Origin of the sequence: Microvirga rosea (assembly GCF_020595095.1) — a bacterium.
In the GTDB taxonomy this organism is placed as follows: domain Bacteria; phylum Pseudomonadota; class Alphaproteobacteria; order Rhizobiales; family Beijerinckiaceae; genus Microvirga; species Microvirga rosea.
In genome coordinates this window covers 39,289-61,371 of sequence record NZ_JAJDOP010000011.1, presented here as the reverse complement: position 1 = coordinate 61,371, position 22,083 = coordinate 39,289, and the positions used below count along the sequence as shown (strand labels likewise).

The 22,083-nt window shown below is 61.4% G+C and carries 20 protein-coding genes and 3 pseudogenes; 18 read left to right on the top strand and 5 right to left on the bottom strand.

From position 1 onward, the window contains the following. Positions 1-226: 226 nt before the first annotated feature. From LJD17_RS20210 to LJD17_RS20195, 4 genes are all read right to left on the bottom strand, one after another. On the bottom strand, positions 227-1,534 hold the full coding sequence (locus tag LJD17_RS20210) for a protein kinase domain-containing protein (protein WP_227385999.1): 1,308 nt from the start codon (positions 1,532-1,534) through the stop codon (positions 227-229). A 32-nt stretch (positions 1,535-1,566) separates the two neighbouring features. Continuing rightward, complete coding sequence (locus tag LJD17_RS20205; RefSeq protein ID WP_227385998.1) at positions 1,567-2,316, bottom strand: vWA domain-containing protein; 750 nt, start codon at positions 2,314-2,316, stop codon at positions 1,567-1,569. Positions 2,317-3,015: 699 nt separating this feature from the next. After that, positions 3,016-3,402: a response regulator gene (locus LJD17_RS20200; RefSeq protein ID WP_227385997.1), complete on the bottom strand. Its 387-nt coding sequence runs from the start codon at positions 3,400-3,402 to the stop codon at positions 3,016-3,018. Positions 3,403-3,560: 158 nt separating this feature from the next. Then, on the bottom strand, positions 3,561-4,361 hold the full coding sequence (locus tag LJD17_RS20195; protein WP_227385996.1) for a hypothetical protein: 801 nt from the start codon (positions 4,359-4,361) through the stop codon (positions 3,561-3,563). Positions 4,362-4,454: 93 nt separating this feature from the next. On the opposite strand from LJD17_RS20195, the gene LJD17_RS20190 reads away from it, so the two are divergent. From LJD17_RS20190 to LJD17_RS20105, 18 genes and pseudogenes are all read left to right on the top strand, one after another. Beyond that, positions 4,455-5,324 (top strand): DUF6502 family protein, encoded by an 870-nt coding sequence (locus LJD17_RS20190; RefSeq protein ID WP_227385995.1) that lies wholly within the window; start codon positions 4,455-4,457, stop codon positions 5,322-5,324. A 125-nt stretch (positions 5,325-5,449) separates the two neighbouring features. Continuing rightward, positions 5,450-6,700 (top strand): DUF5666 domain-containing protein, encoded by a 1,251-nt coding sequence (locus tag LJD17_RS20185; protein WP_227385994.1) that lies wholly within the window; start codon positions 5,450-5,452, stop codon positions 6,698-6,700. A gap of 198 nt (positions 6,701-6,898) precedes the next feature. Then, positions 6,899-7,380 (top strand): annotated as a pseudogene (locus LJD17_RS20180) (transposase); the annotation flags it as partial. Between the two features lies 1 nt (position 7,381). Next, positions 7,382-7,680 (top strand): annotated as a pseudogene (locus tag LJD17_RS20175) (Tn3 family transposase); the annotation flags it as partial. 159 nt (positions 7,681-7,839) lie between these two features. Then, positions 7,840-8,280 (top strand): helix-turn-helix domain-containing protein, encoded by a 441-nt coding sequence (locus tag LJD17_RS20170; RefSeq protein ID WP_227385993.1) that lies wholly within the window; start codon positions 7,840-7,842, stop codon positions 8,278-8,280. Positions 8,281-8,305: 25 nt separating this feature from the next. Then, a complete protein-coding gene (gene urtA, locus LJD17_RS20165; protein WP_406600855.1) occupies positions 8,306-9,595 on the top strand; it encodes an urea ABC transporter substrate-binding protein in 1,290 nt (429 codons plus the stop codon). 63 nt (positions 9,596-9,658) lie between these two features. Then, positions 9,659-11,251: an urea ABC transporter permease subunit UrtB gene (urtB, locus tag LJD17_RS20160; protein WP_227385992.1), complete on the top strand. Its 1,593-nt coding sequence runs from the start codon at positions 9,659-9,661 to the stop codon at positions 11,249-11,251. Further along, positions 11,248-12,384 (top strand): urea ABC transporter permease subunit UrtC, encoded by a 1,137-nt coding sequence (gene urtC / locus LJD17_RS20155; protein WP_227385991.1) that lies wholly within the window; start codon positions 11,248-11,250, stop codon positions 12,382-12,384. The genes urtB and urtC overlap by 4 nt, the downstream gene beginning before the upstream one ends. A gap of 3 nt (positions 12,385-12,387) precedes the next feature. After that, the gene (gene urtD / locus LJD17_RS20150) at positions 12,388-13,140 is read left to right on the top strand and encodes an urea ABC transporter ATP-binding protein UrtD (RefSeq protein ID WP_227385990.1); all 753 of its coding nucleotides are present in this window, start codon (positions 12,388-12,390) and stop codon (positions 13,138-13,140) included. A gap of 2 nt (positions 13,141-13,142) precedes the next feature. Then, on the top strand, positions 13,143-13,838 hold the full coding sequence (urtE, locus tag LJD17_RS20145) for an urea ABC transporter ATP-binding subunit UrtE (protein ID WP_227386023.1): 696 nt from the start codon (positions 13,143-13,145) through the stop codon (positions 13,836-13,838). Continuing rightward, positions 13,813-14,667 (top strand): urease accessory protein UreD, encoded by an 855-nt coding sequence (locus LJD17_RS20140; RefSeq protein WP_227385989.1) that lies wholly within the window; start codon positions 13,813-13,815, stop codon positions 14,665-14,667. Before urtE ends, LJD17_RS20140 begins: the two co-directional genes overlap by 26 nt. Positions 14,668-14,676: 9 nt before the next feature. Continuing rightward, positions 14,677-15,297, top strand: coding sequence for an urease subunit gamma (locus tag LJD17_RS20135; RefSeq protein WP_227385988.1), 621 nt, complete (start codon positions 14,677-14,679; stop codon positions 15,295-15,297). Next, entirely contained in the window at positions 15,297-17,024 is a 1,728-nt protein-coding gene (ureC, locus tag LJD17_RS20130) for an urease subunit alpha (protein ID WP_227385987.1), read from the top strand. The genes LJD17_RS20135 and ureC overlap by 1 nt, the downstream gene beginning before the upstream one ends. Before the next feature lies 1 nt (position 17,025). Beyond that, positions 17,026-17,511, top strand: coding sequence for an urease accessory protein UreE (locus tag LJD17_RS20125; protein ID WP_227385986.1), 486 nt, complete (start codon positions 17,026-17,028; stop codon positions 17,509-17,511). 7 nt (positions 17,512-17,518) lie between these two features. After that, on the top strand, positions 17,519-18,205 hold the full coding sequence (locus LJD17_RS20120; protein WP_227385985.1) for an urease accessory protein UreF: 687 nt from the start codon (positions 17,519-17,521) through the stop codon (positions 18,203-18,205). Next, the gene (gene ureG / locus LJD17_RS20115) at positions 18,202-18,825 is read left to right on the top strand and encodes an urease accessory protein UreG (protein ID WP_227385984.1); all 624 of its coding nucleotides are present in this window, start codon (positions 18,202-18,204) and stop codon (positions 18,823-18,825) included. Before LJD17_RS20120 ends, ureG begins: the two co-directional genes overlap by 4 nt. Before the next feature lie 14 nt (positions 18,826-18,839). Next, a complete protein-coding gene (locus tag LJD17_RS20110; RefSeq protein WP_227385983.1) occupies positions 18,840-19,409 on the top strand; it encodes a HupE/UreJ family protein in 570 nt (189 codons plus the stop codon). 296 nt (positions 19,410-19,705) lie between these two features. Next, positions 19,706-19,845: pseudogene (locus LJD17_RS20105) on the top strand (IS3 family transposase); the annotation flags it as partial. Positions 19,846-19,905: 60 nt separating this feature from the next. Here the strand turns inward: LJD17_RS20105 and LJD17_RS20100 are convergent. Further along, entirely contained in the window at positions 19,906-20,697 is a 792-nt protein-coding gene (locus tag LJD17_RS20100) for a phytanoyl-CoA dioxygenase family protein (RefSeq protein ID WP_227385982.1), read from the bottom strand. Positions 20,698-22,083 lie beyond the last annotated feature (1,386 nt).

Below are 22,083 nucleotides of genomic sequence, written 5' to 3'. Positions count from 1 at the left end.
ATGTTCTGGGGGGGCTCTTCGCTCGCCGGTTGAGGTGCCGCAGCGTCCGATCTCGGTTCAGCGCCTACAACGGAGGCATCCAATGCAAGGCCATCTGGTGATTGCGCAGGATCCTGTGTCGCAGGTTCATCCTTAGGCACATCCGCCATTGTTGAATCCGCTTCCGGCTTCTTCGGCTCCTCGCCCAGAGGAGTGGGGTCAGGCGCTTCAGGTCCGCCGGGCAGACTCATTTGAGCGCCCGCGCTGTCAGCGGCATCTTGACGATGCCTTTGGCCTGGCGTCCGACAGCGATCCGGTCTCCTTGCCTGAGCGGCCGAGGAGCTGCGAGCACGGCACCGTTCACGAGAGTTTCGTTGGTTGTGCCAGCCACAGGCGATATCATCCACTGCCGCCCGGAATGACGTTCCAGGACACATTGGCGGCTGTCCCAGAACTCGCTGTCCGGCCCGAATTGCCGCACCAGGGTTTTACCAAGTTCCGTCCTGACCCCAATCTGGAGTGAGCGTCCGTCGGGGCCCAACAATTCGATCCTGTCGGACAGGATCAACTCGGCGGCAGCTCGCGGAGCGCCATCGCCCGTTACCGCTGCCGCACCTTCTTTGGAGGTGGACGACGCTGCCCCGCGCCCGCTCAAAACAGCCCGCAGCTCCGTGGACGTCGGTCTCGCGGTGGGGTCCGGCGCAAGGCAGCGGTGAAGGAAGGAGCTGACTTCGGCATTGCTCGCTGGAGCCGGCATCACTCCGGCCAGCGCCGGAGGTTTGGCGGCATAGCTCTGGACGAGCCTTGCGTACTCCGCCTGATCCTCGGTCCAGTAGGGATGATAGCCGGCGAGAAGCTCGTAGAGCATCAGCCCACACGTGAAAACATCGGAGGCAAGCCCCGGCACGCCCCCACGGGTCATGTGCTCGGGAGAGCGGTAATTGTCGGTGCCGACATAGCCCTGATGGCCATGCCAGGGCGCGCGGCGGTCGGCCAAGAGCGAGAAATCCATGTCGATCAGCTTGAGCTGGTAGCCGGAGCTGATCGTCGGGTCCTGAATCAGATAGGCATTCGCCGGCTTCAGATCGGCATGGACGATCTTGGATTCGTGCAGCGCCGCCATTCCGGCCATGAAGACCTTGGCCCAAGTGACGTGACGGGCCCAGACGGCGGGGTTGTTGGTGGCTGGCACCTTGGTGCGGCGATGCTGCTCCCGCTCCTCATCGAGCATTTGCTGCAAGTCGGCGCCGCTCTCAACGAACTCGAAGGCCTGGAAGTAGCAGGGCCCGCCCCAGACCTCTTCGAACGCATCCACCTGGCGCACCGCGAACTGAGCTGCCCGGCCGTTCCGGACGCGGGTGCCGAGCTCGTTCTGGTAGGCGACGAATGCCTTGTACCAAACGACCGTAGGAGCAGGAGACTTGTACTGCTTCAGAAAAACCTTCTCTCCTGTCGGTCCCTCGGCGCCATAGGAGATCGCCATCATGCCTGGCCCGAAGACCTTTGTGACACGGTACTGCCGGATCCGATCGCCGACCTTCAGCTTCTTGGCCATGGCTTACGCTCACTGTGACGGGGGCGGTGTGTCTACAGCGCCACGGTCGCTGCCGAGCGCGAGACACTGGCGGCCAGCTGCTTCAAGGTGTTGCGGAAATTGACCGGATCGGACGTGAACCTCTGCAAAGCCTCCTGCGGGTTCAATCCCTCGTACTCCACAACCTCCCATTCCGACTTATCGATCTGGCTCAAGCGATCATAACCCTCGAAGTTGGGGGCGAAGAGGCTGAGGATGATGCGATTGGCCATGACGAGGTTTGCCACATCCTGAAGCGAACCGCCCTTCGCCTCGGGAAGGCTCATGGTTTCCTTGAACGACGCATCGGTGAAGACGATGACCACGCGAGCCGCATCGCTCCTGTAGCGCCATTTTGCCGGATCTTCCGTCTGCGAACCCTTCGGGACCGCTTCCATGGAAGCAACCTTGTAGAGAGCATCGAGAAGCGATTCCGGCTCATCGCCGCCGCCGTTCGCCTGCAAGGTGCCAAGCTGTGCCTTGAGTGCTCCGGCATCGCGGACAAAGGGATGATCGACGATCCAGGGTAGCCCCTCGGCTTGGGCTGCCTCGATGTCACGATACCCGACGACCTTGCCACGCCAGTCCCTCACAGGGGCGGCGTTGTTTGCATCGCCGCGGCTCAAGGAGTCGATGAAGGCCTCGATGTTCCGGCGGAGCGCATCGATGCAGGGCGACATGCTGCCACTGACGTCGACGAGGAAGACGATGTCGGCCACACCCTTGGTTTTTGGACGCTCCTGCGCGTTCGGCGGAGGGGCCACCTCAGCCGGCGCGCCTGCCGTTGAAGCTGTCTCCGTTGAGACATCCGTCGTAGATCCAGCCGTTTCCGTGCGCGTTCCGGCCGTTGCTTGCGTCGAACTAGTCGTCTCCGTTGAAGGCGGGTTCCCAGGTGTCGCCGGAGTCGGCTGGTCGGAATGCTCCATATCACTCATGCGTCAGCTCCACTTAGCGCAACCCTGTTCTCAGCTCGATGAACCGAGCTATCCAACAACAGGGCGATCAAACCGAAGTTCCCGGCTTCGCTTGAGGTGCTCAGCGATAGGAGTCTGCCCAGGCAAGCCGCAGGCTCTCTCGAAGAGGTTAGGTTGATAGGCAACACAATGTTGCGGATGTCCCCTTGTGGCACCGTGCGGACCTTGGCCGTATTTCCGCGATGGAGCGCTATCGGGACCTTCGCAGGACCTCGCCCAACGGCTCAGGCTGACCCAGTGCGGACCTTTCCAAGTGTGAGTGCCTGAATTTGCCTTGTCTATGTCCAAGGAGCTGCGAAGACCCACCAAGCCCGATTAGAAGCGGCTCGAGCAGTCCCCTGCAAATCCCCGTGGCTTCGGAGACGGAATGCCTCAGCTCCTACTTCTATCGCCGTGCGGACCATCATCAAGATAAACGTCTATCCTATGGAGTGCCCTTGCCTTGCCGTTCCTGATGTGGAGCTCGGTTATTGAAGGGTCACCTAGAACCTAGCAAGCAGCCGATGAACCAGACGAGTTGACGACGATATTCCGCAAAGCATCGCTAAAGGTCTGGTGCGTGAATGGCTTTGAGAGGACACGATTGTGCTGGTAGCGCTCGGGAATGACGCTGAAATCGTAGCCGGTCATGAAGACGAACGGTGTGCCGCGATCGCCTAGAATGTCTGCAATCGGGTAGATCGCCACGCCATCAACATTGACGTCGAGAATAGCGAGATCGAAATTTGCTTGGAGTGCTAAACTCATCGCCTGTTCGAACTTGGTGGCCGTGCCAACGACCTGTCCCCCGAGATCGCACACCATGTCTTCGATCAGCATCGCGATCACGGCCTCGTCTTCGACAATGAGAACTCGTGGGCTGCGGTCAGTGTTCAAGGGCGCTCTCCCGATGTTTGGGACCTGCTGAGTATTTCTCTGCACGGAAGCTTGGCTGCCCTGAAGAGGTTACGCTTCACAACGACAATCCATTGCGGATCGAGCTGCCGGTTTCAGAGAACGTCCTGCCGTCGGTGAGCGGCAGGACGTTCAGGCCTTTACCGCCGTGAGGCTTGGATCTCTCGAGCCTCGTCGATAACCCGGTCGAACACGTCCGACGTGGGGTCGATCTCAAGCCCGAGCTTCTCATTGAGTGTCTTGACAGCCTCTTCCGGTACGCCCGGCCTCGACAGCGTGGCAAGAGCTCTGGCCGCCTCATTGATTTCGGCGTCGGTGATCGTGTCCTTGGTGTTCTTGACACTCAAGGCGTTCTCGTAGCTCGCGATAAGCCCGACCGTCGAGTTCGGCGCGGCATGCTGCCGGGCCGTCGCGGAGGCATTCACCGCGTTCATGCGACCGAGTTTGGCCGTATCCAGACCAATGCTCTTGGCGCTGGCTGCCGCTCGCTTCGCTTCGGTGGAAGCTTGTACCCCGACTTCCCTGACATCACGCGTGCTGCTTCGCGCCTGCTCAGTCCTCGCTTGGCCCTTTGCGGAAGCATCGCTGGCGCCGGAGCCGCGCCCGCTGTGCTCGCTTGCGCCACCGCGAGAATTCTCACCGCCGCGGGAACCGCCGGAGCCACCTCCGTTTCCACCGCCGCCGGAGTTCCCACCACCGTTGCCTCCACCATTGCCACCGCCATGGCCGCCACCATTTCCGCCACCGTTACCACCACCATTTCCACCACCGTTGCCTCCACCGTTCCCGCCGCCATTGCCGCCGCCACCGCCATCGCCGCCCTTGGCGTGAGCCTGAGACTTCTCGGCCTTGAACGTGATCAGATCGAGGGAAAGCGGCTGCAGGCTGATCGCAAGACCCAGGGCGAGAGCCGAAACAGTCAGGGTAAGGCGGCGCGTCATAGAGTTTCCTTCCAGCAAATTTGGGACCTGCGTCCCTCCTTCAAAAAGGTATGTGAGAAAATTTCCCACGTCCAATCCGCTTACCTAGGAGGCATGTCCAGCGACACACATCGCTCCCCTGAGCCAGCCAAACTGCATGCGCCCTTGGCGCGCCTATTGCGGCCGCTTGTGGGGCTCCTGATCCGCAGCGGAATCACCTTTCCCATGCTCGCGGAGTTACTACGGGAGCTCTACGTGAACGTCGCCGAGTACGACTTCGCCCTTCAAGGCAAGGAGCAGACAGACAGTCGCGTCAGCCTTCTGACGGGCATCCACCGAAAGGAAGTCCGGCGGCTGCGCGGGGCAGGTGCACCAATCAATATCGTTCCTGCGACAGTCTCCCAGACAAGCCGCATTCTGGCCCGGTGGCTTGCCGATCCTGAGTTCACCGATAGCGATGGGCACCCCCGGCCGCTACCCCGCATTGCGGAGCCATCGCAGCCCTCGTTCGAGCGCCTTGTTGATTCGGTCACCCGCGATGTGCGGCCGCGTGCCGTGCTCGACGAGTGGCTCGACCGAAAGCTCGTCGTCATCGACGACCAGGACCGGGCTGTTCTGGTCGAGGCGGCCTACGTGCCGCGTGCCGGGGATGATCAGCAGCTCTATTACTTCGGGCGCAACCTGCACGATCACATCGCCGCCGCAGTTGCGAATGTGGAGGCGCAATCGCCACAATTCCTTGAGCGTGCCGTGCATTACGACGGCCTGACGAAGGATGTGGCTGAGCAACTCCAGCAACGCTCCCGCGAGCTTGCGATGCAAGCTCTTCAGAAGTTGAACCGCGAAGCACACGCTGCCAGCAATGGAGTGACACCCGGCGCGTGGCGGTGGAACTTCGGCGTCTATGTGTATTGCGAAGAGGTTGCACCGCCGACGGTCGCGCGTACCTCCACGACCAGCAACGACGAGGAGCCCAGGACGTGAGGGATCGTGCCACTTGGATAGCACGCACCCCTGCGTGCTGGCTGGCCGCGCTAGCACTGCTCCTTTTCCCCTTGGAAGTGGCGCGGAGTCAGAACCCACAGGATCGCGGTATCGGTGGCACGGGAGTGGTTCCGAGCGAACCCGAAAGCGATCGAGGTATCGGCGGCACCGGCGTGATCGGCACGATCCGTGGGTTCGGAAGCATCATCGTCAACGGCATGCATGTGACCTACGCGCCGGACGTGCCGGTACGGATTGACGGGCAAATCCGGAAGGTCTCCGACCTCAAGATCGGTCAGGTGGTGCAGGTTGTCGCCGAAACTCAGAACGGTGTGCTGCGAACAAAGCAAATCGACGTGACCAGTGAGGTCGTGGGTACGATCGAAGCGACGGCCGGCAAGACATTGCGTGTGCTCGGCCAAACTGTTTCCGTCGAGAAGCTCAACGGCAGGCAGTTGTGGGGGCGCGGAGAGCGTGTTGCGGTGTTCGGTCTGCGGCGGCCGGACGGAACTATCGTCGCAAGCCTCATCGAGCCCAGGTCCGGCGGCCCCGATAAGGTCGTCGGCAATGTGACCAAGCTTCGTAATGGTAGCCTCATGATCGGGCGGTTGAGGCTCAACAGAGCAGCCCCGGCGCTCGCTGGCACCCGGTCTATCCTGGAGGGCACATATAAGAAAGAAGTTCTCGACGTGGCCAGAGCTGTCAGGGAGCGCGATCTCTTGGGCACCGAGGTCCGGCGCTTCTCCATCGAGGCATACGTCGAGCGGACACGGAGCGGACTGCGCCTTAGTTCAGGCATTGAGGTGGCTGGAAGAGTATCTGCGGCGCTTCCGGCCGGATCCTATGCGGCTGCCGTGGTGACCGTCGTGACCGATCTGAGAGGACGTCTGGGCCTTGCGCGAGTCTCGCTCGAGGGCCGGCCATTGAGGTCGAACACGTCCTCACAAGCCCCGGACACCGGCACTGATCCCGGCACAGCCGCGGGCGCACAAAAACGGAACCCCTCACCGCCTGGCCAGGATCTCGGTCCTGCCCAGTCCCCATCAAGCGGCTCTCGGCCTGACCGGGCTCGCGGGCGCAGTGATCGTGGCGGGGCAAACGGTAATGCCGGACATTCGCAGGCCGGCTCAACCGGTGGAGGCAGCGAAAACAACGGTGGCGGCGGAAATTCTGGCGGCAATGGCGGCGGAAACGGCGGCGGAAACGGTGGAGGCAGCGGCGGCGGAAACGGTGGTGGTAACGGTGGCGGAAATGGTGGCGGCCATGGCGGTGGCAATGGTGGAGGCAACGGTGGTGGGAACTCCGGCGGCGGAAACGGAGGTGGGAACTCCGGCGGCAACGGTGGTGGCAACGGCGGCGGCGAGGGAAGGCGTTAACGGCGATCGTCTATTCTGAGAAGGAGTTGCCACGAGGCAGCTTGAGGGAGAGGGAAGTTGGCTCGCTGCGAACCCGCTCTCCTGAGTAAGCGCCAAATGGAAAGTCAGCTTGTGGCAGATAGTATTGATTTGGTCGGGCGTTGATTGAGCCGCGTTGGCCTGATTCCATTCTCCTGTCGCTTTGCGGAGGGCAGGACGATGATGGGCATGCAAGTGGCTCCGGCGCAGCTCTTCTACGACTTCTGCCTTGATGATCATGTGCCTACGGATCATCTGCTGCGCCGCATCGACCGCTTCCTTGACCTGGAGAGCGTCCGCACGGCCCTGAAGCCGTTCTACAGCCCCATCGGCCGGCCCTCTGTCGATCCCGAGCTGATGATGCGCATGCTGATCGTCGGCTACTGCATGGGCTTGCGCTCCGAGCGGCGCCCGTGCGAGGAAGTCCACCTCAACCTGGCCTACCGCTGGTTCTGCCGTCTCGGGTTGGAGGGCAAGGTGCCGGACCACTCCACCTTCTCACGCAACCGTCACGGCCGCTTCCGCCAGAGCGACATCCTGCGCCACCTGTTCGAGACCGTCGTCGAGCGCTGCCTGGCGGAGGGGCTGGTGGGAGGCGAAGGCTTTGCGGTCGATGCCACCTGATTGCGGCTGGTGTCAACAAGCAGCGTTCTATCCCAGGAGTTCTTCCACGAGCGCGGCGAGGTCCGGGATCGATCGTTCGAGAGTCAGGCGTTCCGGGCCTCCGGACTGAACCTGGTCGTGAGCGCCATTGTTCACTGGAATACAGTCTATCTTGGACGGGCTGTGGATCACCTTCGCCATCAGGGGCGGAATATCCGCGTGAGGTGCTCAAACACGTGTCGCCTCCGGGTTGGGAGCATATCAACCTCACCAGCACCTATGCTTGGGGCGAGCAGCCTGTGCTCGTGGACGGCTTGCCGCCCTTTCGGCCGCCCAAGCCACTGGCACGCGCAGCATAACCGCTCGTAAAACACCATCACACAGTAGGCAGTAAGTTCCCTTTTGGTTCTAGCTTAGCGCTCAATCAGGAACACATCTTGCGCTGACCCCAAGAAGCACTGGCGATCGGCACCAAGGATCTCGACCGCCTGATCCTCGCCCGCGAGCTGATGCAGCGGGTGACCAAGGAGTGCCGCTCCAACTCCAGGCTGCCGGAGCTGGTCGACCTGTTTCTGTCGCGTCCGCTGGTGACGGTGCCGCTCGGCGCCAAGCTGCTGAAGGTCACCCCCAAGGCCATTGATCTGATGCTGACGCAGCTCGGCGGCGCCCGCCCACGCGAGCTCACCGGCCGCACCCGGTACAGAGCGTGGGGCATCGTCTGCGGGCTGTCAGGGGAAAGAGTGGTCGCAGCCGCCGACCAAAGGGCAAGTCATGGGCGAAAAGCCGACATTCCGTCGCTGAGTGTAACATTGCTCTGTTCGCCTTGTATTTTAGCTTTCGCCACTTTTCTGGGCAGACCCGTTATTCACTTCCGCCTTCTATCGGCCACCCTCCTCAGGCCGGTGTCTCTCCGCCAACTCTGGCACGGTTCTTGCGTAGGAACCCCACGTTGCACCTGAAACGGGCATGCAGGGAGAGGGACCTATGTCGATTTTGAACATGACGCGCAGAAATCTGCTGGCACTTACGGCGGCGGCTCTGGTTTCCGGCGCCACGGCAGGAGCCGCAAGAGCAGAGGAAACGATCAAGGTTGGGATTCTCCATTCACTGTCGGGCACCATGGCAATCAGCGAGACCACGCTGAAAGATGCCATGCTGATGCTCATCGAGGAGCAGAACAAAAAGGGCGGTCTTCTAGGCAAGAAGCTCGAAGCTGTTGTGGTCGATCCAGCTTCGAACTGGCCGCTCTTCGCAGAAAAAGCCCGCGAGCTGATCAGCAAGGACAAGGTCGCGGCTGTGTTCGGATGCTGGACATCCGTGTCGCGCAAGTCCGTTCTTCCCGTGTTCAAGGAGCTGAACAGCATCCTGTTCTACCCCGTCCAATATGAGGGCGAGGAGAGCGAGCGGAACGTGTTCTACACAGGCGCTGCGCCCAACCAGCAGGCGATCCCGGCTGTCGATTACCTCACCAAGGAAGAGAAGGTCGAGCGTTGGGTGCTTGCCGGCACCGACTACGTCTATCCGCGCACGACCAACAAGATTCTTGAGGCTTACCTGAAGTCCAAGGGCGTGAAGTCCGAGGACATCATGATTAACTACACGCCCTTCGGGCATTCCGACTGGCAGACTATTGTGGCCGACATCAAGAAGTTCGGATCCACCGGCAAGAAGACAGCTGTCGTCTCCACGATCAACGGCGATGCCAACGTGCCGTTCTATAAGGAGCTCGCGAACCAGGGCGTGAAGGCCACGGATATTCCGGTTGTCGCCTTCTCGGTGGGTGAAGAGGAGCTGGCCGGCATCGACACGAAACCTCTCGTTGGCCACCTGGCCGCTTGGAACTACTTCCAGTCCGTCGATACACCTGACAACAAGGCTTTCATCGAGAAGTGGAAGGCTTTTACCAAGAACGACAAGCGCGTCACCAACGACCCGATGGAAGCGCACGTGATCGGTTTCAACATGTGGGTGAAAGCGGTCGAGAAGGCCGGCACGACCGATCCTGACAAGGTAATCGACTCCATCGTCGGCGTGCAGGTCCCGAACCTTACCGGCGGCGTGTCCGAGATGCTACCGAACCACCACATTACGAAGCCGGTGCTCATCGGCGAGATCAAGGAGGACGGCCAGTTCGAGACCGTTTCGCAAACCGATGCTCTCGTTCCAGGTGATGCCTGGTCCAAGTATCTCGATGGCTCGAAGGACCTAATTGCCGACTGGAAGACCCTCAAGTGCGGCAATTACAACACCGTCACCAAGAAGTGCGGCGCCTGAGCGATTGATCGATGAGGGCAGCCGCTGCGGTTGCCCTCGACCTCTCTCCAAGCGGCGTTTTTCATGACCACTTTGCGCACGATTTTCTGGGCTCTCGTCCTGCTGGCGGGCATGACCTCGGTTGCAATGGCCGGACCTTACGAGGACGCATTGCCGAGATTTGCAGCCGACAGCTATGCCGATACTGAAGCGGCTATTGCGGCTGTCACGAGCAGCGGCCATTCCTTGTCTCTTCGCGTTATCGAGGCGTTGAGGGATGGGCAGCTTCTCGTGGGGGCAGGGCAGGTTGTTATCCGTGATATATCCGGCCCCCTTGTCGATGCAGCGAAGGGGCAGCCGTCGGGCGCGAATGCGGGCAGCCTCAAGCCGGTCCGGGTCAACAACCGGGTCCGCCGCGCCATCGAAGCCGCGCTCGGGAATCTGACGCTCCTCAGCACGGATCCTGGAACGCGGCTCGAAGCGGCGCGTGCCGTTTTCCGCTCTCGCGATGCTGCTGCCTTGCCGACGCTCGACAAGGCGATTGCGCAGGAGACTTCCCCGAATGTGAGAAAAGCCCTCCGGACGGCGCGGGCGGCCATTCTACTGAACAAGGCCGATGCATCCTCCGCCGACCGCCTTGGCGCCGTTGCAACCTTGAAGGAGCGCGGCGATCAGGAGGCGCTCGCTCTTCTGTCCAGCCTGCCGTCGGGAACACCGTCGGATATTGCAGAGGCTGCCGGAAAGGCGACAGACAGCATTCGCGCCCGGCTGGCGCTTTGGAGTGCCGTTCAGAACATCTGGTACGGGATCTCCCTCGGGTCGGTTCTGCTTCTCGCTGCCATCGGGCTCGCCATCACGTTCGGCACGATGGGCGTCATCAACATGGCCCATGGCGAGATGGTCATGCTTGGAGCCTACACGACATTCGTGGTGCAGGAGCTCATTCGCACCTATGCGCCCGGCCTGTTCGAGGCTTCGCTTTTCATCGCGCTGCCGCTCGCTTTCCTCGTTGCAGGCGTGACAGGTATCCTGATCGAGCGGCTTGTCATCCGCTTCCTCTATGGCCGGTCCTTGGAAACCCTGTTGGCGACCTGGGGCTTGTCCCTCATCCTGCAGCAGGCCGTTCGCACACTGTTCGGGCCGACGAACCGCGAGGTGGGAACTCCGGCCTGGATGAGCGGGGCGCTGGAGATCGGTGGCTTAAGTCTTACCTACAACCGCATCGCTATCGTGGTCTTCGCCATTTTGGTCTTCGCCGTCCTGCAACTTGTGTTGCGATATACTTCCCTGGGGCTCCATGTCCGAGCCGTCACGCAGAATCGGCGCATGGCGGGATCGATGGGCATCAAGACCAGCCGCGTCGACGCGTTGGCCTTCGGCCTTGGATCAGGTGTGGCGGGCATTGCGGGAGTCGCGCTTTCCCAGATCGACAATGTCAGCCCGAATCTCGGGCAGGGCTACATCATCGACAGCTTCATGGTCGTCGTGTTCGGCGGTGTTGGAAATCTCTGGGGCACACTCGTCGGCGCGATGACGCTGGGCATCGCAAACAAGCTCCTCGAACCCTATGCGGGCGCGGTGCTCGGCAAAATCGTCCTTCTCGTCGGCATCATCTTTTTCATTCAACGTCGTCCGCGCGGCCTCTTCGCGCTGAAAGGCAGAGCGGTCGAGGCATGAAGACACAAACCCTGCTTGATCGGCAAAGCACTGTCGTCCTGTCGCTTCTCACCGTAGCCGCCATCGTGGTGCCTGCTATGAACGGACTGGCGGCGCCAGGATCGGCTCTGCATTTGTCGGACCATCTTGTGCCTCTGCTCGGCAAATACGTGTGCTTTGCCCTGCTGGCTCTCTCCGTCGATCTGATCTGGGGCTTCTGCGGCATTCTCTCTCTCGGCCACGGAGCCTTCTTCGCACTCGGAGGCTATGCCATGGGCATGTACCTTATGCGTCAGATCGGCCCGCGCGGAGTCTACGCCGATCCGGTCCTGCCCGACTTCATGGTGTTCCTGAACTGGAAGGAGCTGCCCTGGTTCTGGCACGGCTTCGAGTGGTTTCCGTTTGCGGCCCTGATGGCGCTGATCGTGCCGGGCGCTCTCTCATTTATCTTCGGATGGCTCGCGTTCCGCTCCCGTGTGACCGGCGTCTACCTTTCCATCATCACGCAAGCCATGACTTTTGCTTTGATGCTGGCGTTCTTTCGCAACGACATGGGCTTTGGCGGCAATAACGGGCTGACCGACTTCAAGGACATTCTGGGATTTCCGCTTCAATCGGCTTCGACCCGCATCGTCCTGTTCGTGCTCTCCGTGGTCGCGCTGGCCTGCGGCTATCTGCTGTGTCGTTGGGTCGTGAATTCGAAGTTCGGCAAGGTGCTCGTGGCCGTGCGGGATGCTGAAAGCCGCACAAGGTTCCTCGGCTATCGGGTCGAGCACTACAAGCTCGCCGTTTTCACGCTTTCGGCCATGCTGGCAGGCATTGCCGGTGCGCTCTACGTACCGCAGGTCGGGATCATCAATCCGGGCGAGTTCGCTCCGGCTAACTCCATCGAAGTCGTGATCTGGGTGGCCGTCGGTGGACGCGGGACGCTCGCCGGAGCCATTCTCGGAGCGCTGCTGGTCAATGCCGGAAAGACCTGGTTCACGGGTGTCCTGCCAGAGTTCTGGCTCTTCGCCCTCGGTGGTCTTTTCGTCTTCGTAACGCTCTTCATGCCCCACGGCATCTTTGGGGCTGCGAGGGATCTTGGGAAGCAAGTGAGCCGGCGGCTCGCCTCCCGCCGGCCCCCTGAATCTCTCTCACAGGCGGCGGAGTGAGCCATGGCAGCACCCATAACCCCAGCGCTTCTCTATCTCGATAACGTTACGGTCTCGTTCGATGGTTTCCGGGCCCTGAATGCACTGTCGCTCGCTATCGATCACACGGAGATGCGCGCCATCATCGGCCCAAATGGGGCCGGTAAGACGACCATGATGGACGTGATCACCGGCAAGACGAGACCCAATGAAGGAACAGCCCTTTTCAATGGATCCCATGACCTGACCTACCTCGATGAGGCCGCCATCGCGGAACTCGGCATTGGCCGGAAGTTCCAGACGCCGACCGTGTTCGAGATGCACAGCGTGGAGGATAATCTGCTTCTGGCTCTCAAGCAGAAACGTAGCCCCCTCGCCACCTTGCTGTCGCGCCGCACGGCGCAGGAGCGGGAGAGAATTGATGCCCTTCTGGAGCGCGTGCGCCTCACGCACCAGCGGCATCGCAGGGCCGGGGAGCTGTCCCACGGCCAGAAGCAATGGCTGGAGATCGGCATGCTGCTGGCGCAACAGCCCAAGCTCCTGCTGATCGACGAACCGGCCGCCGGGATGACGGATCAGGAAACGGCCGACACGGCCGATCTCCTGCGAGATATCGCAAAAACGCAGGCCGTGGTCGTGGTGGAGCACGACATGACCTTCGTGCGGGATCTCGGTGTGAAGGTTACATGCCTGCATGAAGGGTCCGTTTTGGCCGAGGGGTCTTTGGATGCGGTGAGCGCCAACGAGCGCGTGATCGAGGTTTACCTGGGCCGATGACGATGCTCACAGTCGAAAACCTGTCCTTGCACTATGGCGCGGCTCAAGCCTTGCACGGTGTCTCCCTGACAGCCTCTGTCGGCGAGGTGACCTGCGTGCTCGGCCGCAATGGCGTGGGGAAGACATCGCTTCTCCGTGCCATTACGGGGCAGAGGCCGATTTCCGGTGGGGTGATCCGCCTCGAGGGACAGGATGTCTCGCGCCTGAAGCCGTTCGAGCGCGCGACGCGCGGGATCGCGTATGTCCCTCAGGGAAGGGAGATCTTTCCCCTGCTCACCGTGAAGGAAAATCTGGAGACCGGCTTTGCACCGCTCAAGCGCGGCGAGAAAACGATACCGGACGAGGTCTTTGAACTCTTTCCAGTTCTCAAGTCCATGCTGGGGCGGTGCGGAGGCGACCTCTCCGGTGGTCAGCAGCAGCAGCTCGCGATTGGGCGGGCGCTGGTGATGCGTCCGCGCCTTCTCGTGCTCGACGAGCCCACCGAAGGCATCCAGCCCTCGATCATCAAGGATATCGGACGCGCCATCCATTACCTGCGCAAGAGAAAGGACATGGCCATCCTGCTCGTCGAGCAATATTTTGATTTCGCCCGCGACTTGGCAGATCGCTTCGTCGTTATGGAGCGGGGCGAGATTGTCCAGCACGGCAGCCGCGCGGCACTCGAGGGAGACGATGTACGTCAACGCCTGGCCATTTGATGGCGACTCCCGGGCCGGCAATCTCCAGCGACAGCGCGCCGATGGGCGGGTGGCGTTCAGCGCCGCGCTGCTGGACCGGCGCACCCGGCCGATGCGCATTCAGGAAAGCGGCTCCATGAGGATCAGGCTGCCGAAGGCGCAAGGTCCCAGCATCGAGGCCGTTCTCGTCAATACAGCCGGCGGTATTGCTTGTGGAGATCATTTCGCTGTGGCAATCGAGGCGCAGGCGGGAGCTGCCGTCACGGTTGCAACGCCGGCCGCCGAGAAAGTCTATCGCTCCGACGGTCCGGTTGCAGACCTGTCCGTCAATCTCTCGGCGAACGCAGGCTCGCACCTGGAATGGCTACCGCAGGAAACTATCCTGTTCGATCAGGCGCGGCTCATTCGACGGCTTGACGCCGATATAGCGCGTGACGCTCACCTGACCCTGTTCGAAGCAGTGGTCTTTGGCCGCGAGGCGCATGCGGAGCGGATCGAAAACGGCCTCTTCGAAGATCGCTGGCGCATTCGGCGGGACGGGCGCTTGGTTTACGCTGATACACTAAGGCTTGAGGGTTCGATTGCCGATCTGCTGCAGAAGCCAAGCGTGGCGAAGGGGGCTCGCGCCCTGGCGACGCTGGTCCATCTGGCGCCGGATGCCGAGGCCCGCCTTGAGGCCACGCGCAAAATTCTCCCCTCCGACAATGGTTGCGATGCCGCTGCAAGCGCCTGGAACGGCATTCTCGCCGTGCGCTTCTGCGCCGTGACAGTGGAGGCTCTGCGCGCCTCCGTCCTCCCATTTCTTCTTGCCTTTCGCGGCGGACCCTTGCCGCGCGTCTGGCTCAGCTAGGGTTGAAGGATGCAGCTCACACCTCGTGAAAAAGACAAGCTCCTGATTGCCATGGCCGCCATGGTAGCCCGGCGCCGCTTGGAGCGCGGCGTGAAGCTCAACCATCCGGAGGCCATCGCTCTCATCACTGACACGGTAGTGGAGGGCGCGCGTGATGGCCGCTCCGTCTCCGAGCTGATGGAGGCAGGCGCGCATGTGCTCACCGCCGATCAGGTCATGGAAGGCGTGGCCGAAATGATTCATGACATCCAGGTCGAGGCAACCTTTCCGGATGGAACCAAGCTAGTCACGGTTCATCACCCCATCAGGGGCGTGGCCTCCGCGGACATTCCAGGCAAGGTCCTGACGCCGGAGGGCGAGATCGTCTTCAACGAAAGCATAGAGCGAATCGTGCTGACTGTCGCAAACACGGGCGACCGGCCGATTCAGGTCGGCAGCCATTATCATTTCTTCGAGACTAATCCGGCGTTGTCCTTCGACCGCGAGACGGCACGTGGCATGCGCCTTGACATCGCGCCTGGCACGGCGGTGCGTTTCGAACCCGGCTCCACCCGCGAAGTCGTCCTGGTGCCGCTCTCCGGCAAGCGTGAGATCTATGGTTTCCGCCAAGGCGTGATGGGGGCGCTCTAATGTCGAATGCAAGAAAGCCTGCTTCTCTTCCCCGCGCAGCCTATGCGGATATGTTTGGCCCTACCAAGGGCGACCGGATCCGGCTGGCGGATACCTCGCTTGTGATCGAGGTGGAGAAGGATTTCACGACCTACGGCGAGGAGGTAAAATTCGGCGGGGGCAAGGTGATCCGCGATGGCATGGGGCAGGGGCAGGCGACTCGGGCCGAGGGCGCGGTCGACACGGTCATCACCAATGCGGTCATTCTCGATCACTGGGGTATCGTGAAGGCCGATATCGGTATCAAGGGTGGTCGAATTGCAGCCATCGGCAAGGCTGGCAATCCGGACGTGCAGCCGAACGTCGATATCGTTATCGGCCCCGGCACGGAGATCATCGCGGGCGAAGGCAAGATCATCACAGCCGGTGGCTTCGACTCCCACATTCATTTCATCTGCCCGCAGCAGATTGAAGAAGCGCTGATGTCCGGCATCACCACCATGCTCGGTGGCGGCACGGGACCTGCGACGGGCACTTTCGCCACCACCAGCACACCCGGTGCCTGGCACATCGCCCGGATGATCGAGGCGGCCGATGCGTTCCCCATGAATTTGGCCTTCACGGGCAAGGGCAATGCGTCGAGGCCAGGCGCCCTGGAGGAGATGATTCAGGCTGGAGCCTGCGCTTTGAAACTGCACGAGGATTGGGGCACGACGCCTGCCGCGATCGATTGCTGCCTTTCCGTTGCCGATGCCTATGACGTGCAGGTGATGATCCACACCGACACCCTCAACGAGTCTGGCTTCGTCGAGGACACGATTGCGGCCTTCAAGGGACGCACGATCCACGCCTTTCACACGGAAGGAGCGGGCGGCGGGCACGCACCGGACATTATCAAGGTGGCGGGGCTTCCCAATGTCCTGCCATCCTCCACCAACCCGACGCGGCCTTACACGGTGAACACCATCGACGAGCATCTCGACATGCTCATGGTCTGCCATCATCTCGATCCCTCGATTCCGGAGGATCTTGCCTTCGCGGAAAGCCGCATCCGCAAGGAGACCATCGCGGCGGAGGACATTCTCCACGACATCGGTGCGCTCTCGATGATGTCTTCCGACAGCCAGGCGATGGGCCGCGTCGGCGAGGTCATCATTCGCACGTGGCAGACGGCGCACAAGATGAAGGTCCAGCGTGGGCCGCTTCCCAGCGAGAGCAGAGACAACGACAATCTCCGCGCCCGCCGCTATGTGGCCAAGTACACGATCAACCCCGCCATCGCCCATGGCGTGTCGAAGCGTATCGGCTCCGTTGAGGTGGGAAAGCTCGCAGACCTCGTGGTCTGGACGCCGGCCTTCTTCGGTGTGAAGCCCGATCTCGTCCTCAAGGGAGGTGCCATCGCGGCGGCCCTCATGGGCGATCCCAACGCCTCGATCCCCACGCCGCAGCCGGTGCATTACCGTCCCATGTTCGGGGCCTATGGCAGGGCCCTGGCTTCGACCTCGCTGACCTTCGTGTCGAAGGCGGCCGTGGAGAACGGGCTTGCCGCAAAGCTCGGAGTTCAGAAACAACTCGTTGCGGTCGAGAATGTCCGTGGCGGCATCGGCAAGAAGGACATGGTGCTCAACGACGCCACGCCCTTTATCGAAGTCGACCCCGAAACCTACGATGTCCGTGCCGACGGTGAATTACTGGTTTGCGAGCCGGCGAAGGTCCTTCCTATGGCTCAACGCTATTTCCTGTTCTGATATGATCCGCGCTACATCCATCATCCGCCGCGAAGCCGTCGACGAGGATCTCATCGTCGATATGATCACCCTCGATCACGGCGACCGCTACCGGCGGCGCATTGTGCTCCATGCCGATGGCGGGACCGCGTTGCTGCTCGATCTCGACAAGCTCGATGTCCTGGAAGACGGAGATGCGATCCGGCTCGACAGCGGCTGGCTTGTGCAGGTGCGGGCCGCGCCCGAGAAACTGATCGAGGTCAGGACTGACGATTCCCTCGATCTGCTGACTCTCGCCTGGCACATCGGCAACCGGCACGTGTCCGCCGAGATTGCACGCGATGCAATCTATCTCGCCTATGACCATGTTCTGCTCGATATGCTGCAGGGGCTAGGGGCAAGGACGGAGATCGTCGAGCGTCCCTTCCGTCCCGTGCGAGGGGCCTATCACCATCATGAGCAGGGCGGGCACTCGCATCACCATTCCCATGGGCATAGCCATGGATGAAACACGAATGAGGCCATCGTCGGCGGGGGAGGGGCAGGCCATCCTGCCGCTCTTCGCCTGGCTGTCACCATCCTATCCGGTCGGCTGTTATGCCTATTCACATACGCTCGAGCGAGCCGTCGAGGCCGGGGATGTGACGAACGAAGAGACGCTCGTCGCGTGGCTGGGCGAGATGCTGACACTCGGTTTCGGCCGCAACGATGCGATCCTGCTAGGCCATGCCTACCGGGCCGTCAAAGAGAGCGATGCACAGGCCCTTGAGGCCGTCAACGAACTGGCGCTGGCACTCTCGCCGTCCGCCGAGCTTTATCTCGAGACGAGCCAGCAGGGACGCAGCTTTCTCGACGCAACTCTCGCCGCATGGCCGTCGCCGCGATTGATGTCTCTCGAATGCGCTGTGGCTTTCCCGGTCGCCATCGGCATGACGGCGGCGGCACACAGCGTTCCTTTGCCGATTACGTCGGAGGCCTATCTCTTCGGGCTTGTCCAGACGCTCGTCTCAGCCGCCATTCGGCTCGCTCCGATCGGTCAGACCGCGGGCATTCGCGTCTGTGCGGCCTTAGCGGCGACAGCACAGGCAGTTGCCCGGGACGCCATGGAGCTATCGCTCGACGATGTCGGCGGTTCGACCTTCCGGTCCGATCTCGGTTCCTTCCATCACGAAAACCAATACACGAGGCTTTTCCGCTCATGATTTCCCATACTGGACCTCTTCGCGTCGGCATCGGCGGGCCGGTCGGCTCCGGCAAGACGGCTCTGATGGAAGCGCTCTGCAAGATTTTCCGCGAACGCTACGACATCTGCGCGATCACCAACGACATCTACACGAAGGAAGATGCGCGCCTCCTGACCGTTGCGGGCGCGCTTCCGGTGGAGCGCATCATGGGCGTCGAGACGGGCGGATGCCCGCACACGGCAATCCGTGAAGATGCGTCCATTAACCTGGCCGCGATTGACACCATGCGCAGCCGGTTTCCTCATCTCGATATCGTGCTGGTTGAATCCGGCGGCGACAATCTATCCGCGACATTCTCACCGGAGCTTGCTGATCTGACCATCTATGTCATCGACGTGGCTGGCGGCGAGAAGATTCCACGGAAAGGCGGCCCTGGTATTACCCGCTCGGATCTGCTGGTGATCAACAAGATCGACCTTGCACCTCACGTGGGTGCGGATCTCACCATCATGGAAGACGACACGAAGCGCATGCGCGGCCAGCGTCCCTACGTCTTCAGCAATATTCGCGGCGGCATCGGCGTGGATTCGATCGCGACATTCATCGAACGGGCCGGCGGCTTGGCCGCGGCTGCATGACAGGAGCAATCCCCATGGCATTGAAACGCTCTCTTCTGACTCTTTCCATGCTGCTGGCTGCCATGCCTGCTGTGGCTCACACGGGCTCCCACGAGCCCTCAGGTTTTGGCGCCGGCTTCCTGCACCCTCTCGGCGGGTTCGATCACACCTTAGCCATGCTGGCCGTCGGCCTCTTCGCCGCCCAGCTCGGCGGGCGGGCTTTCTGGGCCGTTCCGGCAAGTTTCGTCTCCATGATGCTCGTGGGGGGAGCCATGGGCCTTATGGGAATTGAAATCCCCGCCGTCGAGATTGGCATTGCCGCTTCGGTCGTTGTCCTCGGCGCAGTTCTGGCCGTGGGGAATCGCTGTCTCGTCTCCGTAGCCATGACGTTGACCGGAATGTTTGCGGTCTTCCACGGCTACGCCCATGGAGCGGAAATGCCGGTGGGAGCCGCAGCGGCCCTGTATTGCCTTGGCTTTGCCTCGGCGACGGCTCTACTGCATGGAGCGGGCCTTGCAATAGGCCTTGTTCTCGGTCATCGCCAGATGATCCGCGTGGCGGGCGCGTTCGTCAGCGTTGCAGGTCTTGTTCTATCGCTCAGTTAATGGTGCTGAGATCATGGGCATAAGCCATTTCGAGACCGACACTTACGATTAAGTTGTTTGGTGCGAGAAGCGCCGACGCAGAAGAACTATTCTGCGCAGGAAGGTCTGCTTCTGGCACGAGGCGGAAGTAGACCGAACGTCCGTGATGCGGCGAGTACCAGACTTCAGGCAACGTCCAATTGCCTGGGTCCGTCCGCTTCGTGCAGGATGGACCCATGTCTTTTCGTGTCTATTCTCCGCCACGTCCCGTGGAGGCTGCGACACAATGGGGTCGGGACAAGAACTGTTCCCACCCCATGAAGACTAAGGCGTCAATGAGCCGAACGGCTTGCCCCTATGACAACGCTCCGATGGAGTCGCTTTCCATTCCTTGAAGGTCGAGCTGGTCCATCCGCGGAATTGGATGACACGCGAAGAGGCAAGGCGAGATCTGTTCGGCGATATGGGGGCAGCGCAGCTGAGGCTCGGAGCCATTCAAGAACTCCAGGCCTACACATCAGAAGGTAATCCCGCATGCTTTCCGGATTGCCGTCTGCACCGGTGATGGTGGCATTGAAGGGTCAAACTCGCCTTTGGGAAGAAGCGGCGGTTGCGCCATAAAGCGAGGTCGCGTTCCCCGATGCGGTTGCGCTCGATGGACCAGGAACGGGTGGCACAGATGGACAGTGCCCGCCTGACCCGTGGCCAAAGTCTCTTCGCAGCCTTCCGTCGAGGCGAAGCCGTCGGCTGCAAGTTCTCCGAGCGTCAGGCCATTCTCTCCATGAGGCAGCAATTGACGTGCAATATGGGCATGGGAACCTTTGCGGATCACTGTTGGGGCGTCGTCCTGGCCCACATCCGAGAACAAAAAGAGCATCAGCAGCGCGCGACCTCGGCTTTTCACGTTGACCCGCCACTGCATGAAATCGGGGTTTTCAGATCCGAAGCTCACGTCGACATGCCAGCCGCCATCGCCAGGGGCATCCTTCGATGGGAACCGGATCGGAAACGTCCCAAGTCCGGTCGGCTTCAGCCAACGCCCCTCACCAGCAAGCGCATCATAGGCACTGTACAGGCGCGGGGTATTCGCGGCTGCGACGAAGGTCGGCCCTGACATGAAGCCAAGGCGGACGACGGGCCGTGTCCATGTGTGAGGCTCGTCGGGCGAAAGGCCCATAGCTGCCCAGAGCTCATCCCGTCCCTGGCGGGCGAGTTCGGCATCGAAAGCGTGTTCGAGCTTCAGATAGCCATGTTCAATGAAATCGTTGATCTGAGCGCTGCTCAGACCCAAGGAGCCGGTGGTCGGCATGTCCATAATTCTCCGTTCGGCCGCCATTTCTGACCGGCCGTGAAACCTGATTGGCGCTTACTGCGCAGCGACGACGGAGTCGTTCAGATCAGGGGGAAGAATGTGGACATGAACATCATGCAGCCGATTCTAGGCTCGCAGTCCTATGAACGCAAGCCATCAGCGCGCCAGCTCCTGCGGCCACCGGTGAGATCAGAGGTTTGGTGGAAGAATAACCCATCGCCCTCGGCTGCAAACGCCGCAACACCGATGCCTTGCCCGACGACGTATCCGGGTGAATTTTTCCAGCAATGTCAAAGACTACACACCGCAGATTATCGACCGTGCGGCCGGGAGCTTTTCTGCAGCCGGTAGTACGTCCCTGACTCCCCTTTCACACGCGCATAGTAGGATACGCAGGCGAACGGCTGATCCAGGACAAGCAGAGCCATAACGTGAACCGCAACGAAGAGGCTGACGAGGCGCCCGCCGCGGTTGCCCGTGCGATCCGGTCCCTGTCGGAAGGGGACCTGCTTCGCCTTCAAGGCCCTAGCGCGGCCCAGAGCCCGTAGCCTTCCGGCATTGAGTGGACTGAGCGGACACCTGGCTCGACCGGCTCCGGGACGGTGGCAGGCTTATTCTGCCCTTGACCACCGATAAAGGCTTTCGATCGACTGGGCCGGGACCGATCAGCCGCCGCGGGGCCGTCTTCCTCGTTACGCGCCAGGGACCAGATTACCTGGCACGCTGGGTCTCGCCGGTTGCGATCTATCCTTGTGCTGGTATGCGTGACGAGGCCTCGAAACAGGTGCTGGCCGCAGCGTTTGAGAAGGGCGATTGGAGGCGGGTGACACGCTTGCGCCGCAGAGCCAATCTACCGGCAGAGGAGTGCTGGCTAAGGTCCAAGGGCTAGAGCCTCACCTACGAGCAGCCCCCGCGTGAGGGGCTTTGTCGCTCAAGGCGAGATCAGGAATGCAACACTATCACTGACAATCCTTTGCCGCTCAAGGCGAGATCTTGCCTGCAAAATCGAGATTCTTTCCCTCGAAGTGAGACAGCGTTGACAGGGCGTGCGGCTGGCTGCGATGGCGATGGAACGGGACCTGACAGAGGTCGCCCAGGTCGCCTTGCTCCGGGCCTCTCACCAGCAAGCCCGTTCGCTCGCCACCATTGATCGGATCGTGCACCGGATACCGCACCGCGGTCACACGCAAGGATCAAGGAGCAGCGAACAAACCTGATCGGCATCTCGCCTTGAAGGGCAAGGAATGTCGCTTTTCCACATCCAACGCGATGAATCTCAGAGTTGAGGGCAAAGTGACTGCGCCAAAGTCCATGGACCGCCGTTAGACGGGGCTTCGCGCGCTTCCATCAGAACCATCCGGCGAAGGAGTGGCTTCTCAAGCT